Annotated in this window: 13 protein-coding genes; 9 read left to right on the top strand and 4 right to left on the bottom strand. The window is 51.3% G+C overall.

Features of this window, described 5'->3' with window-relative positions:
* Nucleotides 1-172: 172 nt before the first annotated feature.
* Entirely contained in the window at nt 173-961 is a 789-nt protein-coding gene (locus ACYVBJ_RS19695; protein WP_460984018.1) for an META domain-containing protein, read from the bottom strand.
* Between the two features lie 173 nt (nt 962-1,134).
* Between ACYVBJ_RS19695 and ACYVBJ_RS19690 the strand changes: the two genes are divergently transcribed.
* The gene (locus ACYVBJ_RS19690; protein WP_460984017.1) at nt 1,135-2,043 is read left to right on the top strand and encodes an LEA/WHy family protein; all 909 of its coding nucleotides are present in this window, start codon (nt 1,135-1,137) and stop codon (nt 2,041-2,043) included.
* A 186-nt stretch (nt 2,044-2,229) separates the two neighbouring features.
* On the top strand, nt 2,230-2,814 hold the full coding sequence (locus ACYVBJ_RS19685; RefSeq protein ID WP_460984016.1) for an HD domain-containing protein: 585 nt from the start codon (nt 2,230-2,232) through the stop codon (nt 2,812-2,814).
* A 5-nt stretch (nt 2,815-2,819) separates the two neighbouring features.
* Here ACYVBJ_RS19685 and ACYVBJ_RS19680 read toward each other — a convergent pair whose 3' ends face one another.
* On the bottom strand, nt 2,820-4,346 hold the full coding sequence (locus ACYVBJ_RS19680; RefSeq protein WP_460984015.1) for a serine hydrolase: 1,527 nt from the start codon (nt 4,344-4,346) through the stop codon (nt 2,820-2,822).
* 442 nt (nt 4,347-4,788) lie between these two features.
* Between ACYVBJ_RS19680 and ACYVBJ_RS19675 the strand changes: the two genes are divergently transcribed.
* Nucleotides 4,789-7,710: a PAS domain-containing protein gene (locus tag ACYVBJ_RS19675; protein ID WP_460984014.1), complete on the top strand. Its 2,922-nt coding sequence runs from the start codon at nt 4,789-4,791 to the stop codon at nt 7,708-7,710.
* 186 nt (nt 7,711-7,896) lie between these two features.
* Here the strand turns inward: ACYVBJ_RS19675 and ACYVBJ_RS19670 are convergent, their stop codons facing one another.
* Complete coding sequence (locus ACYVBJ_RS19670; protein WP_460984013.1) at nt 7,897-9,588, bottom strand: hypothetical protein; 1,692 nt, start codon at nt 9,586-9,588, stop codon at nt 7,897-7,899.
* Between the two features lie 254 nt (nt 9,589-9,842).
* Nucleotides 9,843-11,096 (bottom strand): MFS transporter, encoded by a 1,254-nt coding sequence (locus tag ACYVBJ_RS19665; RefSeq protein WP_460984012.1) that lies wholly within the window; start codon nt 11,094-11,096, stop codon nt 9,843-9,845.
* 329 nt (nt 11,097-11,425) lie between these two features.
* Between ACYVBJ_RS19665 and ACYVBJ_RS19660 the strand changes: the two genes are divergently transcribed.
* The 6 genes from ACYVBJ_RS19660 (at nt 11,426) to ACYVBJ_RS19635 (ending at nt 16,076) form a co-directional block, all read left to right on the top strand.
* The gene (locus tag ACYVBJ_RS19660; RefSeq protein WP_460984154.1) at nt 11,426-12,562 is read left to right on the top strand and encodes a Gfo/Idh/MocA family protein; all 1,137 of its coding nucleotides are present in this window, start codon (nt 11,426-11,428) and stop codon (nt 12,560-12,562) included.
* Between the two features lie 224 nt (nt 12,563-12,786).
* On the top strand, nt 12,787-13,932 hold the full coding sequence (locus tag ACYVBJ_RS19655; protein ID WP_460984011.1) for a Gfo/Idh/MocA family protein: 1,146 nt from the start codon (nt 12,787-12,789) through the stop codon (nt 13,930-13,932).
* Nucleotides 13,933-13,971: 39 nt separating this feature from the next.
* Nucleotides 13,972-14,208: a DUF433 domain-containing protein gene (locus ACYVBJ_RS19650; protein WP_460984010.1), complete on the top strand. Its 237-nt coding sequence runs from the start codon at nt 13,972-13,974 to the stop codon at nt 14,206-14,208.
* On the top strand, nt 14,208-14,513 hold the full coding sequence (locus ACYVBJ_RS19645) for a DUF5615 family PIN-like protein (protein ID WP_460984009.1): 306 nt from the start codon (nt 14,208-14,210) through the stop codon (nt 14,511-14,513). The genes ACYVBJ_RS19650 and ACYVBJ_RS19645 overlap by 1 nt, the downstream gene beginning before the upstream one ends.
* Nucleotides 14,514-14,573: 60 nt before the next feature.
* Nucleotides 14,574-15,626 carry a sugar phosphate isomerase/epimerase family protein gene (locus ACYVBJ_RS19640; RefSeq protein ID WP_460984008.1) on the top strand — a complete coding sequence of 351 codons (1,053 nt, stop codon included), beginning with the start codon at nt 14,574-14,576 and terminating at the stop codon, nt 15,624-15,626.
* A gap of 246 nt (nt 15,627-15,872) precedes the next feature.
* Nucleotides 15,873-16,076, top strand: coding sequence for a hypothetical protein (locus ACYVBJ_RS19635; protein WP_460984007.1), 204 nt, complete (start codon nt 15,873-15,875; stop codon nt 16,074-16,076).
* Nucleotides 16,077-16,126 lie beyond the last annotated feature (50 nt).

Genomic DNA, 16,126 nt, shown 5'->3' with positions numbered 1-16,126 from the left:
TTCTAAATAGACCTGTGGCGAAGCTTTATAATCCGTCAGTGCCGGTTCGCCGGGAAAAACAGAGGCAAAGCGAAGTTTAGAGCCCATCAGTTGTCGACAACGGTACGTACCCGTGTTCTGGTGGAATGCTGATCCGGTAAATCCCAAATAGCTCAGCCGGTCTCTGCTTGGATTAGTCGACCTTTTTGAATGCCATGACGGCTTCATTACCCCGCAGCAAGGTCAGCCGTGCGTCGCCGATGCGGTAGGATAGCGGCTCATTCAGCGCACTCAGCAGATCCCCCTCCAGAGTACCTACGTCGCCCGCACAGGCCATCTTTGTTGTGATGAGCGGACCAAACAAAACCCGGCGGCTGTCGGCCTGAATCCGGCCCGTAAGCCGGTTGCATCCGGTTGTGCCGGTAACCTGACCTTCGGTGAGCCGGATTTCCAGACGGGGTGCTTCGCCTTGTCCACTGTGAACCGCGATGCGTTTGCCTTTGAAGTCAGTTAATACCCAGATATCCTGCAACAAGGCCAGTTGCCGCAGCGACACGCCACAGCCAACGTAATGTTTTGCCCGAACGTCAACCTGAACCCGGTAATCCAGCCGCTGACCCGACCGTTTGTCAATGCAGCTGTCGGGGGCAAACGTAATTTTCATTCGTTCCGCTTTGACCGGTATATCGAAGTAAAACGAGCCGTCGGAATCGGTTATTCGTTCAGGTACCGACGTATTGATCGGTTCTTCGCTGCCCGATTTAAACTGAAGCTCATTTTTGCCGGGGTTAATGGTCAGCATCCAGTTGGGGCCTTCGCCATGCGCCACCAGTTCATCGCCTGCTTTAAGGAAACGGGTATAATCGGCAACGGAAGCCGCCGTCGATTTTTCGGCGATGGGCGTTAACGTAGCAGCCAGTTGTTTCGATGGCCGTCGGCAGCTGGCGATAAGCAGGAAAATAAAAAGCAGGGAAGTCCGCATGATTTTCGGTTGTTAAACGCATCGGATTAATTATCATATAGGTTAAGCCTGGCTGGAAAGGTTTAACGATACGCTGAAATAAGCCGGTTGCACTGGAGGTACTGTTACCTCATAACTAAAAACAGTCGTCTACCAGCAACTGTTATGGTTACTTATCACGACACAACAACGGTATGAAAAAGGGATGGATCATTGCACTTGGGCTGCTGGTACTGGGTGCCATAGGGGCTTATGTCTGGTATAACCGACTGAAAAGTAACGCAGCTGCTGAAGGCGGGGCGTATGACGATACGCTCAAGCCCCGGCTGGAAATGAGCACCATAGAAATTACCAACATTGACGACGATGTGGTTACCATGAACCTGAAAATGCTGATCGACAATCCGCTGCCGGTTGGGTTCAAGGCCAATCGACTCCGGTATACGGTGTATATGGCCAAAACGCCTATTATGGAAGAGTCGTATGACAAGGCAATTGAAGTCAAATCGGGCGACAGTACGTTGATAACAATACCGGCCAAGCTATATATCAAGCAGCTAAATACAGTCCTGAAAACGCTTGATCGAAAGGATATTGACAGCACTACCTATGGCGTTCGGGCCGCCTTCGACCTCGACGTACCGATTCTTGGGGACCGGACGTTTACCCAGACGTTCGAGAAGCGGCTACCTACTTTCTACGTCCCGAAAGTGAAAATCGACGATATTGACTTCGGCAAACTTGGCCTGAAGCAGACCGATGTAGCCGCCAAAGTGAACATCACCAATGAGAACAAATTTCCGTTCTCCTTCACCGATACGCATTACACCGTCTCAATCGATGGCAAGCTAATTGCCGAAGGCGACCAGCCGGAACCAGTGCTGATTAAAGCGCAGGGAACAACGTCCGTCGTATTTCCGGTCACGATGAAGCCGGGCAAAACGTTGGGTCTTGTGCCTAAAATGCTGTTCGACAAGAAGGATACTCCTTTTCTGGTTACACTCAAGAGTAAGCTCGTCAGTAAGGACGATAACCCCATGTTCAGTAATAGTCAGATGAACACGACAGTTCGCGGTACCCTGGCTGATTTCAAGAAGGATTAAGAGGGCATTCTGTTGACGTGTGGCCTTATGGAATCGTAATAGCTCTATAAGGCCACACGCTGTTTATTGGAATAAGGCATTGCATAACAAACCGTTGTGCAGATCGTCTTTTTTGAGGCCGATTTTGATAAAACAAACTTTCTTTTCGTACTTAGTCGATACCATTTAGTTGTAATCGATTGAGTTATGAACGTTGCGGAAGCCGAGCAGTTTGCCTTGTCGACGTTAGCCGCCGGGCTTTCGCCAACGCTGTTTTACCACGGGCTTCATCACGTACTCGACGTAGTGGAAGCGGCCAGTCGAATTGCGCAGGCTGAACAAATTACGGATGCCGAATCACTTGATCTGCTCAGAACTGCCGCCCTTTTTCACGACATTGGCTTCATTGCTACGTATAATGGCCACGAAGAATGGGGCTGCCAGTATGTGCGGGACGTCTTACCGCGCTTTAACTATACTCCGGCGCAGATTGATGTTATCTGCGGTATGATTATGGCTACCCGCGTTCCCCAGTTTCCGCAGACCAAGCTCGAACAAGTCCTGTGCGATGCTGATCTTGACTACCTGGGCCGCGACGATTTTACGCCTATTGCCCGCTCATTGTATGACGAATTGTTTGCTCGAGGAGTTATCGCCGATGAAGCCACCTGGAACCAGACGCAGATTAAGTTTCTGGAGGGTCACAGCTACTGGACAGCCAGTTCCATTGCCAGCCGCCAGCCGGGTAAGGAACAACACCTCCGGGCGCTCCAGGCGCTCGTTACGTCCTAAAGAGCCTATTCACTACGTACCGTCTTTGTGAACAGGTACGGGTCGTACTCCACAAAATCGCTGGCTTTAATTACTACGCTTTTCACCGTTTTACCAGCCACATCAAATTTGGTCGGAAATACGCCAAACGCCTGATTGGAATACGTCATTCGGAACGTGTTGTCGTCCATGTAATCGAGCTGGGCGGAGAGGTTGGGGTGATTCTGGAACGTTACCTTCAAACCGGTCCCATCGGGCCTGATAGAAATGGTTCCGTATAGTTCGTTCTGATACGTACCGGTATAAGCTGTCAGCGGCAACTCGGGTTTAGTACGTCTGGCAACCCGGTCGGCCATTGCTTCCAGCTCCTGCTGCTGCTTTTGGTCGTCCTGTTTGGCACCGGTCAGAAACAACCGGCTGCGGTCGGTGTAAGGAACGCCCAAATACGCATCCAGAATCTGGTAACGCAGGGCTTCAAAGAAACTTTGATTGTCCTGGTTGGTCAGGATGGTAATGGCCAGTTTTTCTTCGGGTACGAAGCAGGTATTGGTCACGAAGCCAAACGCGCCACCCGTGTGCCAATAGACCTGACGCCCGTTGTAATCAGTCATCAATACCCCTAAGCCATAGGTCCGCACATGCGTCGGAAACGCGCCCGATTTGCGGCTGCCGAGCAACGTATTGGCGTCACGCGTTTTCTGAACCACCGACCAGGGAAGTATGGGCTTACCACCGAAGCGTCCGCTGTTCAGCTGCATCATGAGCCACCTGCTCAGGTCTTTCACGCATGATACCATACTGCCGGCCGGAGCCAGGTTATCGATATTATCATACGGAATGCGTTTCAGGCTGCCGAAGCTGGTCGTATACGGTCGGGCGATGTTAGGGCGGTTCTCGGCCCCAGCCGTTAGCATATACGTATTGGTCATACCCAGCGGCTTTATGAAGCTGCTTTCGACGTATTGCTCCCAGGGTTGTCCGGTTACTTTTTGCAGGACTTCGCCCGCTGTGACAAACCCGGAGTTGCAGTAGCCGTAATCCTGCCGAAATTCGCCCGTGGGTTTTAAGAGCCGCATTCGCCGAATGATTTCGGTACGGGGTAGGTTCGAGTCCCAGAAGGTGAAGTCGCCCTGAAACGTTTTCGTACCCAGTCGATGGCAGAGCAGGTCGCGCAGGGTAACCAGTTGCGTAGCGGCCGGGTCGTACAGTTTATAATCGGGCAGGTATTTCGTCACTTTATCGTTCAGAGATAGCTTTTTCTCGTCTTCGAGTTTCGCCATGGCCGAGCCGGTGAACAGTTTCGAGTTCGAGGCAATGAAGAACAACGTAGTCTCGTCAACCGGCTCATTTTTCCCGACTTCTCGAACGCCGAATCCTTTGGAGACGACAACTTTTCCGTCTTTAACAATGGCAATGGCCAAACCGGGTATCTGCCACTCGGTCATGCCCCGCTTAACATAGGCATCGAGGCTATCCGCAACAAAAGCAGGCTGCCGTTGCGCGGAAGCGATAAGGGGAAACGTAACACAGAGGACAAGGAACAGCTTTTTCATGCCGGAAATTAAGGGTTTATCGCGTATTTGGAGGTACCGCTTACGAACTGACTTATACCCGTTCGGATAGAGGGGCGTCTCATAGCCGTCAGCAATGCACAAAAGCAGATTGAATTCAATATTAACCGGGAAATCACCTCAATCTGTGAATTTCCTTTCGGAAATCAGAACTCAGATCCGTTGAATCAAACCGAATCGGGGATGAGGCCTGCGTTTGGATGTCTGGCTTGTATTAGTGTATTGATGATGAGTTAGTTATCGGTATAAATAGGCCAAGGGGGTAGGTGTTTATCGAACATGAATCTTATAAAGGAGTGCAGGCTAGCAGATCTGCAAGCGGGTAGGGCACGGTAGCGGTACGTATAAATGAGGTTCTCGTGCATCCGATAAGCCCCTTGTTTTGTTTATCTATAACTTGCGCTCATCTTACGTAACCAATTGCTTGAAACCTACTGATACTACTAGCTCGTCCTTCCTGAACGGAGGAGGAGAGATGGCTGAGCTAACCCGCCATTACGACTGGTCTGCAACCGCTCTTGGCGGCTTTGAGGAATGGTCTCTGAGTCTGCGTACGGTGATCAGTATGATGCTCAGGTCCCGGTTTCCCATGGTGGTTTTCTGGGGAGCGGATCTGATTACCTTCTACAATGATGCCTTCCGGCCCAGTCTGGGCAGTAATGGTAAACACCCTTCTTCGTTAGGCCAGCCTGCTCATCAAAGCTGGGCCGAATCGTGGCCGGTTATCGGGCCAATGATTAACAGCATTCTGGCGGGCGGAGAAGCGGTCTGGTTTGAAGATCAGAAGTTGCCCATCTATCGGGATGGTCGGATGGGATATGCCTACTGGACGTATAGCTTTAGTGCGCTCACCGACGATGAGGGGGTAATACAAGGTGTTTTAGTAACCTGTACCGAGACCACCCAGGCGGTTGAAAGCCAGAAGCAATTAGCCGAAAGCAATGAGGAGCTCGCCTTTGCCATTGAAGCCACCGAACTGGGTACCTGGGATTTGAACCCCAGTTCGGGTAAATTCCGGGCCAACGCTCGCCTGAAAGAATGGTTTGGCTTAAGACCTGACGACGAGGTATTGCTTTCGCAGGCTGTAAACGTAATAGCCGCCGAAGATCAGCAGCGGGTGTCCGCCTTAATTGAGCAGGCGCTTGACTACGCATCGGGCGGACGCTATGATACCGAATACACTATTGTTCACCCCCACACGCGCCAGCCACGACGAGTTCGGGCTAAAGGCCGGGCCTGGTTTACGGAGGAGCAGCGGGCCTACCGCTTCAATGGCACCTTGCAGGATATTACCCAGCGCAGCCTAGCCGAAGAGACTGTGCGACAAAGCGAGGCCCGGTTTCGTTCGCTGGTTGAGGAAGCTCCCGTGGCCACTGGCTTATTTGTGGGCCGTGAACTGCGCATCGAGCTGGCGAATGAGGTGATGATCGGCCTGTGGGGTAAAGGACCATCGGTCGTTGGCAAGTCTTTGGCTGAGGCCTTACCCGAACTCGAAAGCCAGCCTTTTTTTGCTATTCTGGATCAGGTGTTTACTACGGGTGAGCCCTATATCGCGCAGGGTATGCGCGCTGATCTGGTCGTGGACGGCGTGCTGGATACGTATTACTTTGACTTTACCTACAAGCCGTTACGTAACGAAGCCGGGGAAGTGTACGCCATTTTAAATATGGCTGTCGATGTTACCGGTCAGGTCAAGGCGCACCACCAGCTGGAAGAAAGCGAGTGGTTCTCCCGCAGCATTATTGACCATTCACCTATAGCCAAAGTGGTGTTTGTGGGCGAGGACATGGTCATTGAGCGGATTAATCAGAACATGCTGCAAATACTGGGTCGTGATGCGTCCATCGTGGGTAAACCATTTATGAAAGCGATGCCTGAATGGATCGACACCCCACTCATGGATCGCCTGCGCCATGTGCTTAGTACAGGAGAGACGTTTACGAAGCCCGAAGAAAAACTCAACCTGATCCGGTTTGGGAAGCCCTACACGGGTTATTTTCAGTACATATACAAAGCCCTGAGTAACTCCGCCGGTGAACGGTATGGGGTTATTGTAACGGCGAGCGAAGTGACCGCGCAGGTGGTAGCCCGCCAGCAACTGGAAGAAGCGCAGGCTAACCTGCAGGGGGCCATCGAGTTGGCTCAACTGGGTACATGGGAACTGGACGTAGCGACGGGCCAGCTTCATTATTCGGATACCATCAAAGCCTGGCTAGGTTATAATCAGTTGTCGGTTGACTATCCCCAACTGCTTACTCCCATTCATCCTGATGATCAACCAAAGGTAGTAGCGGCCATTCAGGAAGCACTGCGGCCCGGTTCGGAAGGTATCTATGATGCAGAATATAGGCTCTCGGGATATGTTACGGGCGAGGAGCGAGTGATTCACGCCCGTGGGAAAGTTCTCGTTAACGAACAGGGTGAAGTCTATAAGCTGGTAGGAACGGCTCAGGACGTTACCCGGCAACGGCAGTTGCAGCGGGAGCTTGAACGTCAGGTTCGGGAGCGTACCCAGGAGCTAGCCGCCACCAACGAGGAACTGATGGCGACCAATGAAGAATATGCGGCTATTAATGAAGAGCTGGCCGCTACGTTGGAGGAGCTTTCCGAATCCAACGAGCTCTTGCAGCGCTCGAATGAGAACCTACAGCGCTTTGCTTACGTAGCGTCGCATGATTTGCAGGAGCCCCTACGTAAAATTCAATCCTTTGGCGATTTGCTGAAGAAACGGCATGGCGACGCATTTGACGAGAACATCAACTACCTGGATCGGATGCAGTCGGCGGCCAGCCGTATGTCGACGTTGATCAAAGATCTGCTCAATTACTCCCGCATATCAACGCAGCAGGAGCGTCGTGAACTGGTCTCGCTGGAGCCAATTGTGCGAACGGTTCTGGGCGATCTGGATTTAATTATCGAAGAGACGGGTGCCCAGGTTGTCGTTGAGCCGCTGCCAACGGTGATGGGGGATAGCCTGCAACTGGGTCAGCTGTTTCAGAATCTGCTGAGCAATGCCTTGAAGTTTCGGCGGGAGGGAGTGCCCCCTCTGATTGAAGTAAGCGCCAAACGGGTATCGGCTGAAGACCTGCCTGCGGGCATCAAACCCTTCCGGAAAGCAAGTCGGTATCATTTAATTGAAGTGGCCGATAACGGCATCGGGTTCCATGAGAAGTACCTGGACCGCATGTTTGAGGTCTTTCAGCGGCTGCATGGCCGAAGTGCGTATGAGGGTACGGGCATTGGATTGGCCATCTGTGAAAAGGTTGTGACTAATCACGGCGGAGCGATTACCGCCAGCAGTCAGCCGGGTCAGGGCGCTACGTTCAGGGTATATCTACCGGCTTGAGCTGGTACAGTATGGAGCTGGCTAATAAAATTAATCTCCCTAAGCAACCGGCTTTCGCCTGCGTACAAAACCAGCAGTGTTTTCCGAGATTCTGATAAACCTATCGGATTTGATTAGCTTTTAAGCCCGTCTCTGAGTTGATGCTGCGTAAATAAACCGGCAACCGTTTTCAGAAAAGTCAGGCTCTTATTTTTCAAAATTCTGAGCCAGAAATGCCCGATCGGCCTTCGCCCAGCCCTGCCGGGCGAGTTTCTGTTCGCGGTCGGCCGTAGCTGCGTCGCCTTTCAGGCTGGCAACACGCGCCAGCACGTAGTGCGTGCCGGGATAAGCGGGGTCGTGTTCCGCCAGTACGTTGGCCGACTCCTCCGCGAAGTCGGTTAATTTTAGCTGGCAGGCGACCTGGGCAATTGTCTCCAGTTGAAACAAGGCTTCAATCCAGGGGTCAGGGCCAAATTGCTCACGGGCACCTGCCTGAAACAAACGTACCTGCGCTATGCCTGTTTCGCGCTCGGCAGGGTCGGAGAGTGCGATCAGGGCCGCTAAGAATTTAGGCTGCGGAGCGAGCCAGGCGTTAAGCCATTCTCTATTGTCGGCGTCGCCGTTCATAGCCTCATTTAATTCGCTTTTTGCCACTTTTAGTGACAGACGCGCCTGATTAATCTGGTTTTTTCGCAGTTGTACTAAACCCATCAGGCAATTACCAATGACGCGTTCGCCGGGTGTGCTGGCTTTTATCAGCTCACCAGCAATCGGAATGACTTCGGCATCGCGGTTTTGAGTGATGAGTAAGGCCGGGTAGCCCATCTTATTGTAAAAGGTTTGCTGCGGATTCGTCGGACGTCTGGTCTCGAAGCGCTCCTTAACCAGTTCCTCTGCTTCCTTTAACCGGCCTTGGTACTGGTAGCTGAGGGCCAGTAACGAAATGTTATGAATGTGATGCCAGTCGTACATCGACTCGTACTGGTCCGATTTGTAGAGGTTCCGTTCAATGGCATCGGTCCGCTTCATCTGCACAATCGCTTCATCCACATCGCCGGTTTTCATTAGGTCATGGGCGTACATGTGCAGCGAGTGGGCCAGGTTCGGAGCCAGCCGGGCGTATACTTCGCCGTGTTCACGCGCTTTGCTATAATCCATCATACCCTCGTAGGCATGGACCAGAAAATGATGCGCCGATGGATGATTGGGATAAGCCTGTAACACTTTTTCATAAATGGCGATGCTGGCTGAAGATGATCCCTGACCTCGGCCGGATGCCAGACGTTCATAGGCGTTACCAGCCATCAGCCACAATTCCATATCCTGCGGGAATCGCCTGACCGCTCGGTTAACTGCCGAGCGGTACTCGTTCAACAGCTTTTGATTGCTGAGCGAGTCGACCGCTTTTAGCTGAGAAAATCGCAGGTCAATGTGGGCTTTTTCCCGATCAGACCCATAAGCCGACAACGTCTTGGCCCTTTCCGCAGCTTTTCTGGCGGCTGGCTTGTCGTCTAGTTCCATGTACACCCGACTCAACCCAACGTATGCCATGGCCAGCGTTGAATCATTACGTAGTGCTTCGTGAAACGAACGGGCCGCTTCAATGAGGGCATAACCGTGCAGATACCCCATACCTTGTTCGAAATACGCCTGAGCTTTATCACTTTTTGCGGAGGTAGGCGTTGGGAACTGACCAATACCTGACCGAAGCGCAACCGGCTGCCGCAGCAACGTAGCGGGAATATTGCCTACGTGAGTTACACCGCAAACTGGAATAGCTGAAACGGAGTAACTAGCCGGACGATCTGAAAAATATCGATTGTCGGGGACAGTTAACTGCTCAATCATTATCACCAGTAAAAAGGCTGGCAGGAGAGAATACAAGTAGACGCGCTTCATGGCCGTTCAGAGTAAGCTATACTGAAAGTTAGCGATTTATCCGGCCGAAGGGATGTAATGCAGCAGCGCGTCTACTGGTTTTTAGTGAGCGGTTAATTCGGCAACGGCGAAGCTACAGGCTCTGGAATACGCCGTATCAAGCCATGAACTACTAGGAACGTTAAAAGGCAGTGGTTTTAAAGAGGCTGTTAACGAAAATTCCCCATCTCCTCCGAGATGGGGAATTTTCGTTAACAGGGTTTAGTCGTAAGGAACTAGAGTTGTGGCTGTTCGGCTACTAGTGTTTCATCGACGTGGCCTGATGATTTCTGATTACCTGCCCAGAACCATAGCGCGGTGAACGCAACAATCAGGATAATCGGGAAGGTCATCATGGTCGACAGCGTAGCCTGACCAGCAGCTAATTCCAGCGCTGATCCGGTTAGACCTTTAGCTGAAGCTTCGGCATGATCGGAATCAATCCACCGGCCAATGATCGGCTGAAAAATTGATGTAGACAACATTCCTACTCCACCAATAATCGACATGCCTAAGGCACCGCTTAATGGCACCCGCTGCGCCACAAAACCAATCATAGTCGGCCAGTTGAAGCATACGCCCAGACCAAATATAACGGCGGCCAGATAAGCGATCGGACCCGTAACAGTACTAAACATGTAAATACCGATTGCCGCCAGAACGGCTCCGCCCAGCAATACGCCCGTCTGACCCAGCCGATCAACAACCGGACCCGTGAACAGTCGACCCAGCGTCATGACGCCGAACGTCAACGCTAACACCAGCATGGCATCGGCTCCACTGCTGCTCAATACTACGGCTACCCATTGGTTAGGACCAAATTCAGTAATGGCGGTCAGCGCCATGCAGCAGAACAGGACAATATATAAAGGAGTTAGCATCGCCTGGAAGTTTTTCGCCAGCGACGTAACACCTTCTACTTTTGGTCTTGGGAAAGCCTGACCTAAGAACAGGAACGCATACACTACCGTCGGCAGCATAAGCACCCAAATCTGAGCCTGCCAGGAGAAACCGGCATCGGTCATAAACTTAGAGATCAGGCTGCCGATAACGATCCCGCCCGGAAACCACATGTGGAAACGGCCCAGCATTTTGTTCAGCTTATTGCTGGAATACATGTCCGCAATCATCGGGTTACAGGCGGCTTCGGTACAACCGTTCCCAAAGCCGATGAAGAACGTCGAGAACAGCAGACCGGTATATCCACCCGCGTAGATGGTCAGCAAAATTCCCAATGTATGGGCAACGACGGCAACCTGCATAATGATTTTGGGCCCCACGGTATGGTATACGATACCACCAATCACCATCGAAATAGGGAAGCCAAAAAAGAACATCGAGTTGATAAAGCCTAATTGCTCAGCAGTTAAACCAAATTCAGTGCCTAACTGGGGCAGGATGCCCGCCCGGATGCTGAAGGAGAAGGCCGTGGTGATAATGGCAAGACAGCTAGCCAAGAACAGCCGCGAAGGATTAACGGTTGGGTTCATTTCTGCAAAAGGGATTTAGTGGTTATAGTTAGTTCAACGAACAAAAGACGATAGGCGGGCTAAAACTCCCCGTTTATACGTCGTATTTGTGCAAAATTTCCGAAAAAAAAGTAAAACCGCTAATTTCCGGCCGCAAAATTTAGAGTAGGTTCCGCCAGCATTGTTCTTGACATTAGGGCGTCTGGCCGGTTGGACTTTCTGGGTTTGCTACGTTAAATTCGCTTTAGGGCAACGCTGGTTCAATTTCTGGAGTACCAAGTCGTTCATAGTCAACTGTAAGTATCGTTAACAAACACTCAACTCAAAGCACAATGCATAGAAAATTGCGAATGGGCCAGGTAGGGGGAAGCCTCGAAGCGTTTATTGGGGCAGTTCATCGCCGGGCCGCTAATTTTGATGGTGAAATCGAACTGGTCTGTGGTGTTTTTAGCTCGTCGCCCGAAAAATCCAAAGCTACCGGCCATAGCCTTTATCTGCCGGAAGACCGCGTTTACACGTCGTTTGAAGAGATGATTGAGCGGGAGAAAGCCCTGCCCGAAGGCCAACGTATGGATTTTGTATCGATCGTTACACCCAATCACCTGCACTTTCCACCGGCCAAGATGGCGCTTGAAAACGGCTTTCATGTCATCTGCGACAAGCCGATGACGCTGAATCTGCAGGAGGCAAAAGAGCTGACTGAAATCGTCGAAAAGTCGGGACTGGTGTTTGCGCTGACTCACAACTACACGGGCTACCCGATGGTGAAAGAAGCGCGTGACATGATACGTAACGGCAAGCTGGGAGCCATTCGGAAGGTGGTCGTTGAGTACCCGCAGGGCTGGCTCTCCAAAAAAGAAGAGGACAACAACTACAAACAGGCCATCTGGCGGACTGATCCGGCCAAGTCGGGTGCTGCCGGATGCATGGGCGATATCGGCACCCACGCCGAAAACCTGGCTGAGTACGTTACGGGACTTAAAATCAGTGAGCTTTGTGCCGACTTGAGTACGTTCGTGCCCGGTCGCCAGCTCGACGATGATGGAAACGTATTACTTCGGTTTGAAGGAGGAGCCAAAGGGGTACTGCATGCCAGTCAAATCAGTAATGGTGAAGAAAACGCCCTGAAAATCTTTGTCTATGGCGAACTGGGTGGGTTGGAGTGGCATCAGATGGAGCCGAATACGTTGAAATACAAAACGCAGGAAGGTCAGCGGATCATCCGGCCGAACGTTGGCGAAAATTCGGCTGCGGCCAAGGCTCACATTCGCCTTCCATCCGGCCACCCCGAAGGGTTCTTTGAAGCGTTCGCTAATATCTACCGCAATTTTGCCTTTGCGATCCGTGCCCGCGCAAATGGTCAGGAGCCTGATCCTGTCTATGACTTTCCGACGGCTAAAGATGGCGTTCGTGGACTGGCGTTTATCGAAACCGTTATTGCCTCAAGCCAGGATGACTCTACCAAGTGGACGAAATTTAAAGAGTGAATGAGCGAAAGACCGGGCCGCCGGAGCGGTGATAGAGCGATGCGATACATTCTCAAAGACTCGAAACATTAATTTTCATATTGATTATTAAGAATTTTAACTAAATCCCGCAAAACAGTGAGCGACTGAAACAAAGAGTGAAAGAGACAAAGAGTGAAAGAGCGAAAGAAATTGAAACGGCTCCACACTCATTCACTCATTCACTCTTTCGCTCTTTAACCCTCATGCAAAAAATCAATGTCGGTGTTGTTGGCACCGGATTCATCGGACCTGCGCACATCGAAGCCCTGCGTCGCCTACCCAATACGAACGTAGTCGCACTCTGCGAAGTAACCGCTGAACTGGCTCGTCAGAAAGCGGATCAGTTAGGTATCGAACGGTCGTATACGTTTGATGAGCTGCTCAAACAGGATGATATCCAGGTTGTACACATTTGTACGCCAAACTTTCTGCACTACGAACAGTCGAAAGCGGCTTTACTGGCGGGCAAACACGTCGTCTGCGAAAAACCGCTGGCCAAAGACCTCCACGAAGCGAAAGAACTTGTGGAACTGGCGGCTCAGACGGGCCTTGTCAACGCGGTGCATTTCAACCTGCGTTACTATCCGCTGGTCCGTCAGATGAAGGCCATGCGGGAGAAAGACGATCTGGGCGAGGTGTACTCTGTAATCGGCTCCTATTTGCAGGACTGGCTGTTCTACGATACTGATTACAACTGGCGTCTGGAACCTGACAAATCGGGCGATTCACGGGCTATTGCCGACATTGGTTCGCACCTGATGGATAGCCTGGAGTACATCACAGGTCTGAAGACAGTAGCGGTTATGGCTGACTTCAACACGATTCATAAAGTACGGAAGAAGCCATTGAAGCCCGTTGAAACCTATTCGGGCAAGATGCTGCAACCGGAAGATTATGCCGACGTCCCTATCAATACCGAAGATCACGCCAACGTACTGCTCAAGTTCGATAATGGCAACCGGGGTGTGATTACAGTGTCGCAGGTGTCGGCCGGACGCAAGAACCAGATGAAACTGGAGATTGCCGGATCGAAGAAAACATTTGCGTGGAACTCGGAGGCCCCCAACGAGATGTGGATCGGTAACCGCGACGGTGCTAACGAATCGTTCATGCGCGATCCGGCTCTGGTTCATCCCGAAGCTCGCTCGGTCATTTCGTTTCCCGGCGGTCATAACGAAGGTTTCCCCGACACGTCGAAGCAGCTGTTCAAGGAAGTTTACGACGCCATCGCGGCCGGAAAACAGCCCGAGAACCCAACGTTCCCAACCTTCGCCGACGGCTACCGCGAGTTGCTTATCTGCGAGAAGATCCTGGAAAGCAACCGCCAGCAGGCATGGGTGGATGTGTAAACATGTTATTTGATCAGGACTATTAATTTAGTATAAGTCATGCAGTATCAAGCCAAGTACAACAATATTATTACAATTGAACCTGGCAAGCGCGGAGGTAAGCCCTGTATTCGTGGAATGCGGATTACCGTTGGTGATATCTTAGGATGGTTAGGTGGCGGGAGAACAGTAGAAGAAATTATTGATGATTTTCCCGAGCTGACCCGTGAAGATATTCAAGCCGCGTTACTGTTTGCTGCCGATCGTGATAACGGTACAATGCTAATCGCTGCGTGATGCGACTGTTGCTTGATCAAAATATCTCGTTTCGTGTGGTAAAACAGTTGAAGACCATGTTCTCGGAGGTTATAGGCGTTCGGGAATGTGGACTTTACAACGCCAACGATTATCAGATTTGGGAGTACGCTTTACAGAACAATTATACAGTTGTGACTTTCGATAAAGATACTCCAGCCATATGTTCCGTTAAAGGATTCCCACCCAAGATCATTTGGCTACGTACGGGTTATTTGAGCAACCAAGCGGTTGTATCTCTCTTTATTGATCAAGCTAGTGATATTATCGCTTTTTATAGCAAATGATAAAAAAGGGTGTCTGCTGGTTTATTCCGGCTCAACTCCTTCAAACCCAACTACAGAATTATGAAGACAATGAAAGGCCCGGCCATATTTTTGGCGCAGTTTTTGGGTGACCAAGCCCCTTTCAATTCGCTCGATACGATTGCCAAATACATGGCCGACCTCGGTTATAAAGGCATCCAGATTCCAACCTGGGACCCGCGTATGATTGACCTGAAGCAGGCTTCAGAAAGTCAGACGTACTGCGATGAGTTTAAAGGCAAGCTCGCCGACATCGGCGTAGAAATTACCGAACTGGCTACACACTTGCAAGGGCAGCTTGTAGCCGTTCATCCGGCTTACGGTTCGATGTTCGACGGCTTCGGCCCGGCCGAACTGGCGGGTAAGCCAAAAGAGCAGCAGGCGTGGGCTACCGACCAACTGATCATGACCGCTAAAGCCAGCAAAAATCTTGGCTTACAGGCTAGCCCTACGTTTTCGGGTGCCTTGCTGTGGCCGTTCATTTATCCCTGGCCGCAACGTCCGGCGGGTCTGGTCGAAACGGGTTTCAAAGAACTGGCCGACCGCTGGTTGCCTATTCTGAATGCTTACGACGAAGCAGGCATTGACCTAGCGTACGAACTGCACCCCGGTGAGGACCTGCACGACGGCATTACGTTCGAGATGTTCCTGGAGCACACGAACAACCACCCACGGGCGGGCATTAACTATGACCCCAGTCACTTTGTGTTGCAGCAACTTGATTATCTGCAATTCATCGACTTCTACCACGAGCGGATCTATGCGTACCACGTGAAAGATGCTGAGTTTAACCCAACGGGCAAACAAGGCGTGTACGGTGGGTATCAGGGCTGGGTTGAACGCGCGGGCCGCTTCCGTTCGCTGGGCGATGGTCAGGTTGATTTCTCGGGCATCTTCTCTAAACTGGCTCAGTATGACTACGACCGCTGGGCCGTGTTGGAGTGGGAATGCGCCTTGAAGCACCCTGAACAGGGGGCGGCTGAAGGGGCACCGTTCATCGAACAGCACATCATTCGGGTCACCGAACGCGCGTTCGACGACTTTGCCGGAACCGGTGCCGATGAAAGCTTCAACAAGAAAGTATTAGGATTGTAATCGACAGCACAGTCAACTGATAAGAAGCTCCGGTCCACTACATAAGTGCCGGGGCTTTTTTGATTGTATGTGTTTGTAAACGGCGAGCCTGTAAATAGTAGTTCAGTACGTCAGATTTACAGGCAATGAATTACGTTATCGACTGCTATCAATTAGTTTGACCGTTAGTACGCTCAGACCGGCATACATCAAAAATTGATTGGCAAACCAATCAGGGAAAGCGAATTTTATTGAAAAAACAGCACAATGGCAGGTCAGGGATCAGGTGGCAACGTATTAGCGGCTCTTTGTAGTTTCTTCATTCCGGGATTAGGTCAGCTGTTACAGGGACGGCTACTCATGGCCATTGTTCAGTTTGTCCTGGCGGGCGTCCTGTGGTTCATTCTGATGGGATGGATTATCCACCTTTGGTCGATTATCGATGCCGCCCGGTACGATCCTGCCCGATAGCTTTTACAAAAGTTAAATTACTTGATTGATTAGACTGGGAGGTAGTGAGT

The organism is Spirosoma fluminis (assembly GCF_054778895.1).
Note: the sequence above shows the minus strand (reverse complement) of the source record. Positions and strands in the feature narration are given on the sequence as shown.

What these genes read in the sequence shown, in the direction of transcription:
- ACYVBJ_RS19665 (WP_460984012.1), bottom strand. Translation starts at nt 11,096, where the DNA reads ATGAACCCAACCGTTAATCCTTCGCGGCTGTTCTTGGCTAGCTGTCTT.
- ACYVBJ_RS19690 (WP_460984017.1), top strand. Translation starts at nt 1,135, where the DNA reads ATGAAAAAGGGATGGATCATTGCACTTGGGCTGCTGGTACTGGGTGCC.
- ACYVBJ_RS19635 (WP_460984007.1), top strand. Translation starts at nt 15,873, where the DNA reads ATGGCAGGTCAGGGATCAGGTGGCAACGTATTAGCGGCTCTTTGTAGT.
- ACYVBJ_RS19680 (WP_460984015.1), bottom strand. Translation starts at nt 4,346, where the DNA reads ATGAAAAAGCTGTTCCTTGTCCTCTGTGTTACGTTTCCCCTTATCGCT.
- ACYVBJ_RS19640 (WP_460984008.1), top strand. Translation starts at nt 14,574, where the DNA reads ATGAAGACAATGAAAGGCCCGGCCATATTTTTGGCGCAGTTTTTGGGT.
- ACYVBJ_RS19685 (WP_460984016.1), top strand. Translation starts at nt 2,230, where the DNA reads ATGAACGTTGCGGAAGCCGAGCAGTTTGCCTTGTCGACGTTAGCCGCC.
- ACYVBJ_RS19695 (WP_460984018.1), bottom strand. Translation starts at nt 961, where the DNA reads ATGCGGACTTCCCTGCTTTTTATTTTCCTGCTTATCGCCAGCTGCCGA.
- ACYVBJ_RS19660 (WP_460984154.1), top strand. Translation starts at nt 11,426, where the DNA reads ATGGGCCAGGTAGGGGGAAGCCTCGAAGCGTTTATTGGGGCAGTTCAT.
- ACYVBJ_RS19650 (WP_460984010.1), top strand. Translation starts at nt 13,972, where the DNA reads ATGCAGTATCAAGCCAAGTACAACAATATTATTACAATTGAACCTGGC.
- ACYVBJ_RS19645 (WP_460984009.1), top strand. Translation starts at nt 14,208, where the DNA reads ATGCGACTGTTGCTTGATCAAAATATCTCGTTTCGTGTGGTAAAACAG.
- ACYVBJ_RS19670 (WP_460984013.1), bottom strand. Translation starts at nt 9,588, where the DNA reads ATGAAGCGCGTCTACTTGTATTCTCTCCTGCCAGCCTTTTTACTGGTG.
- ACYVBJ_RS19655 (WP_460984011.1), top strand. Translation starts at nt 12,787, where the DNA reads ATGCAAAAAATCAATGTCGGTGTTGTTGGCACCGGATTCATCGGACCT.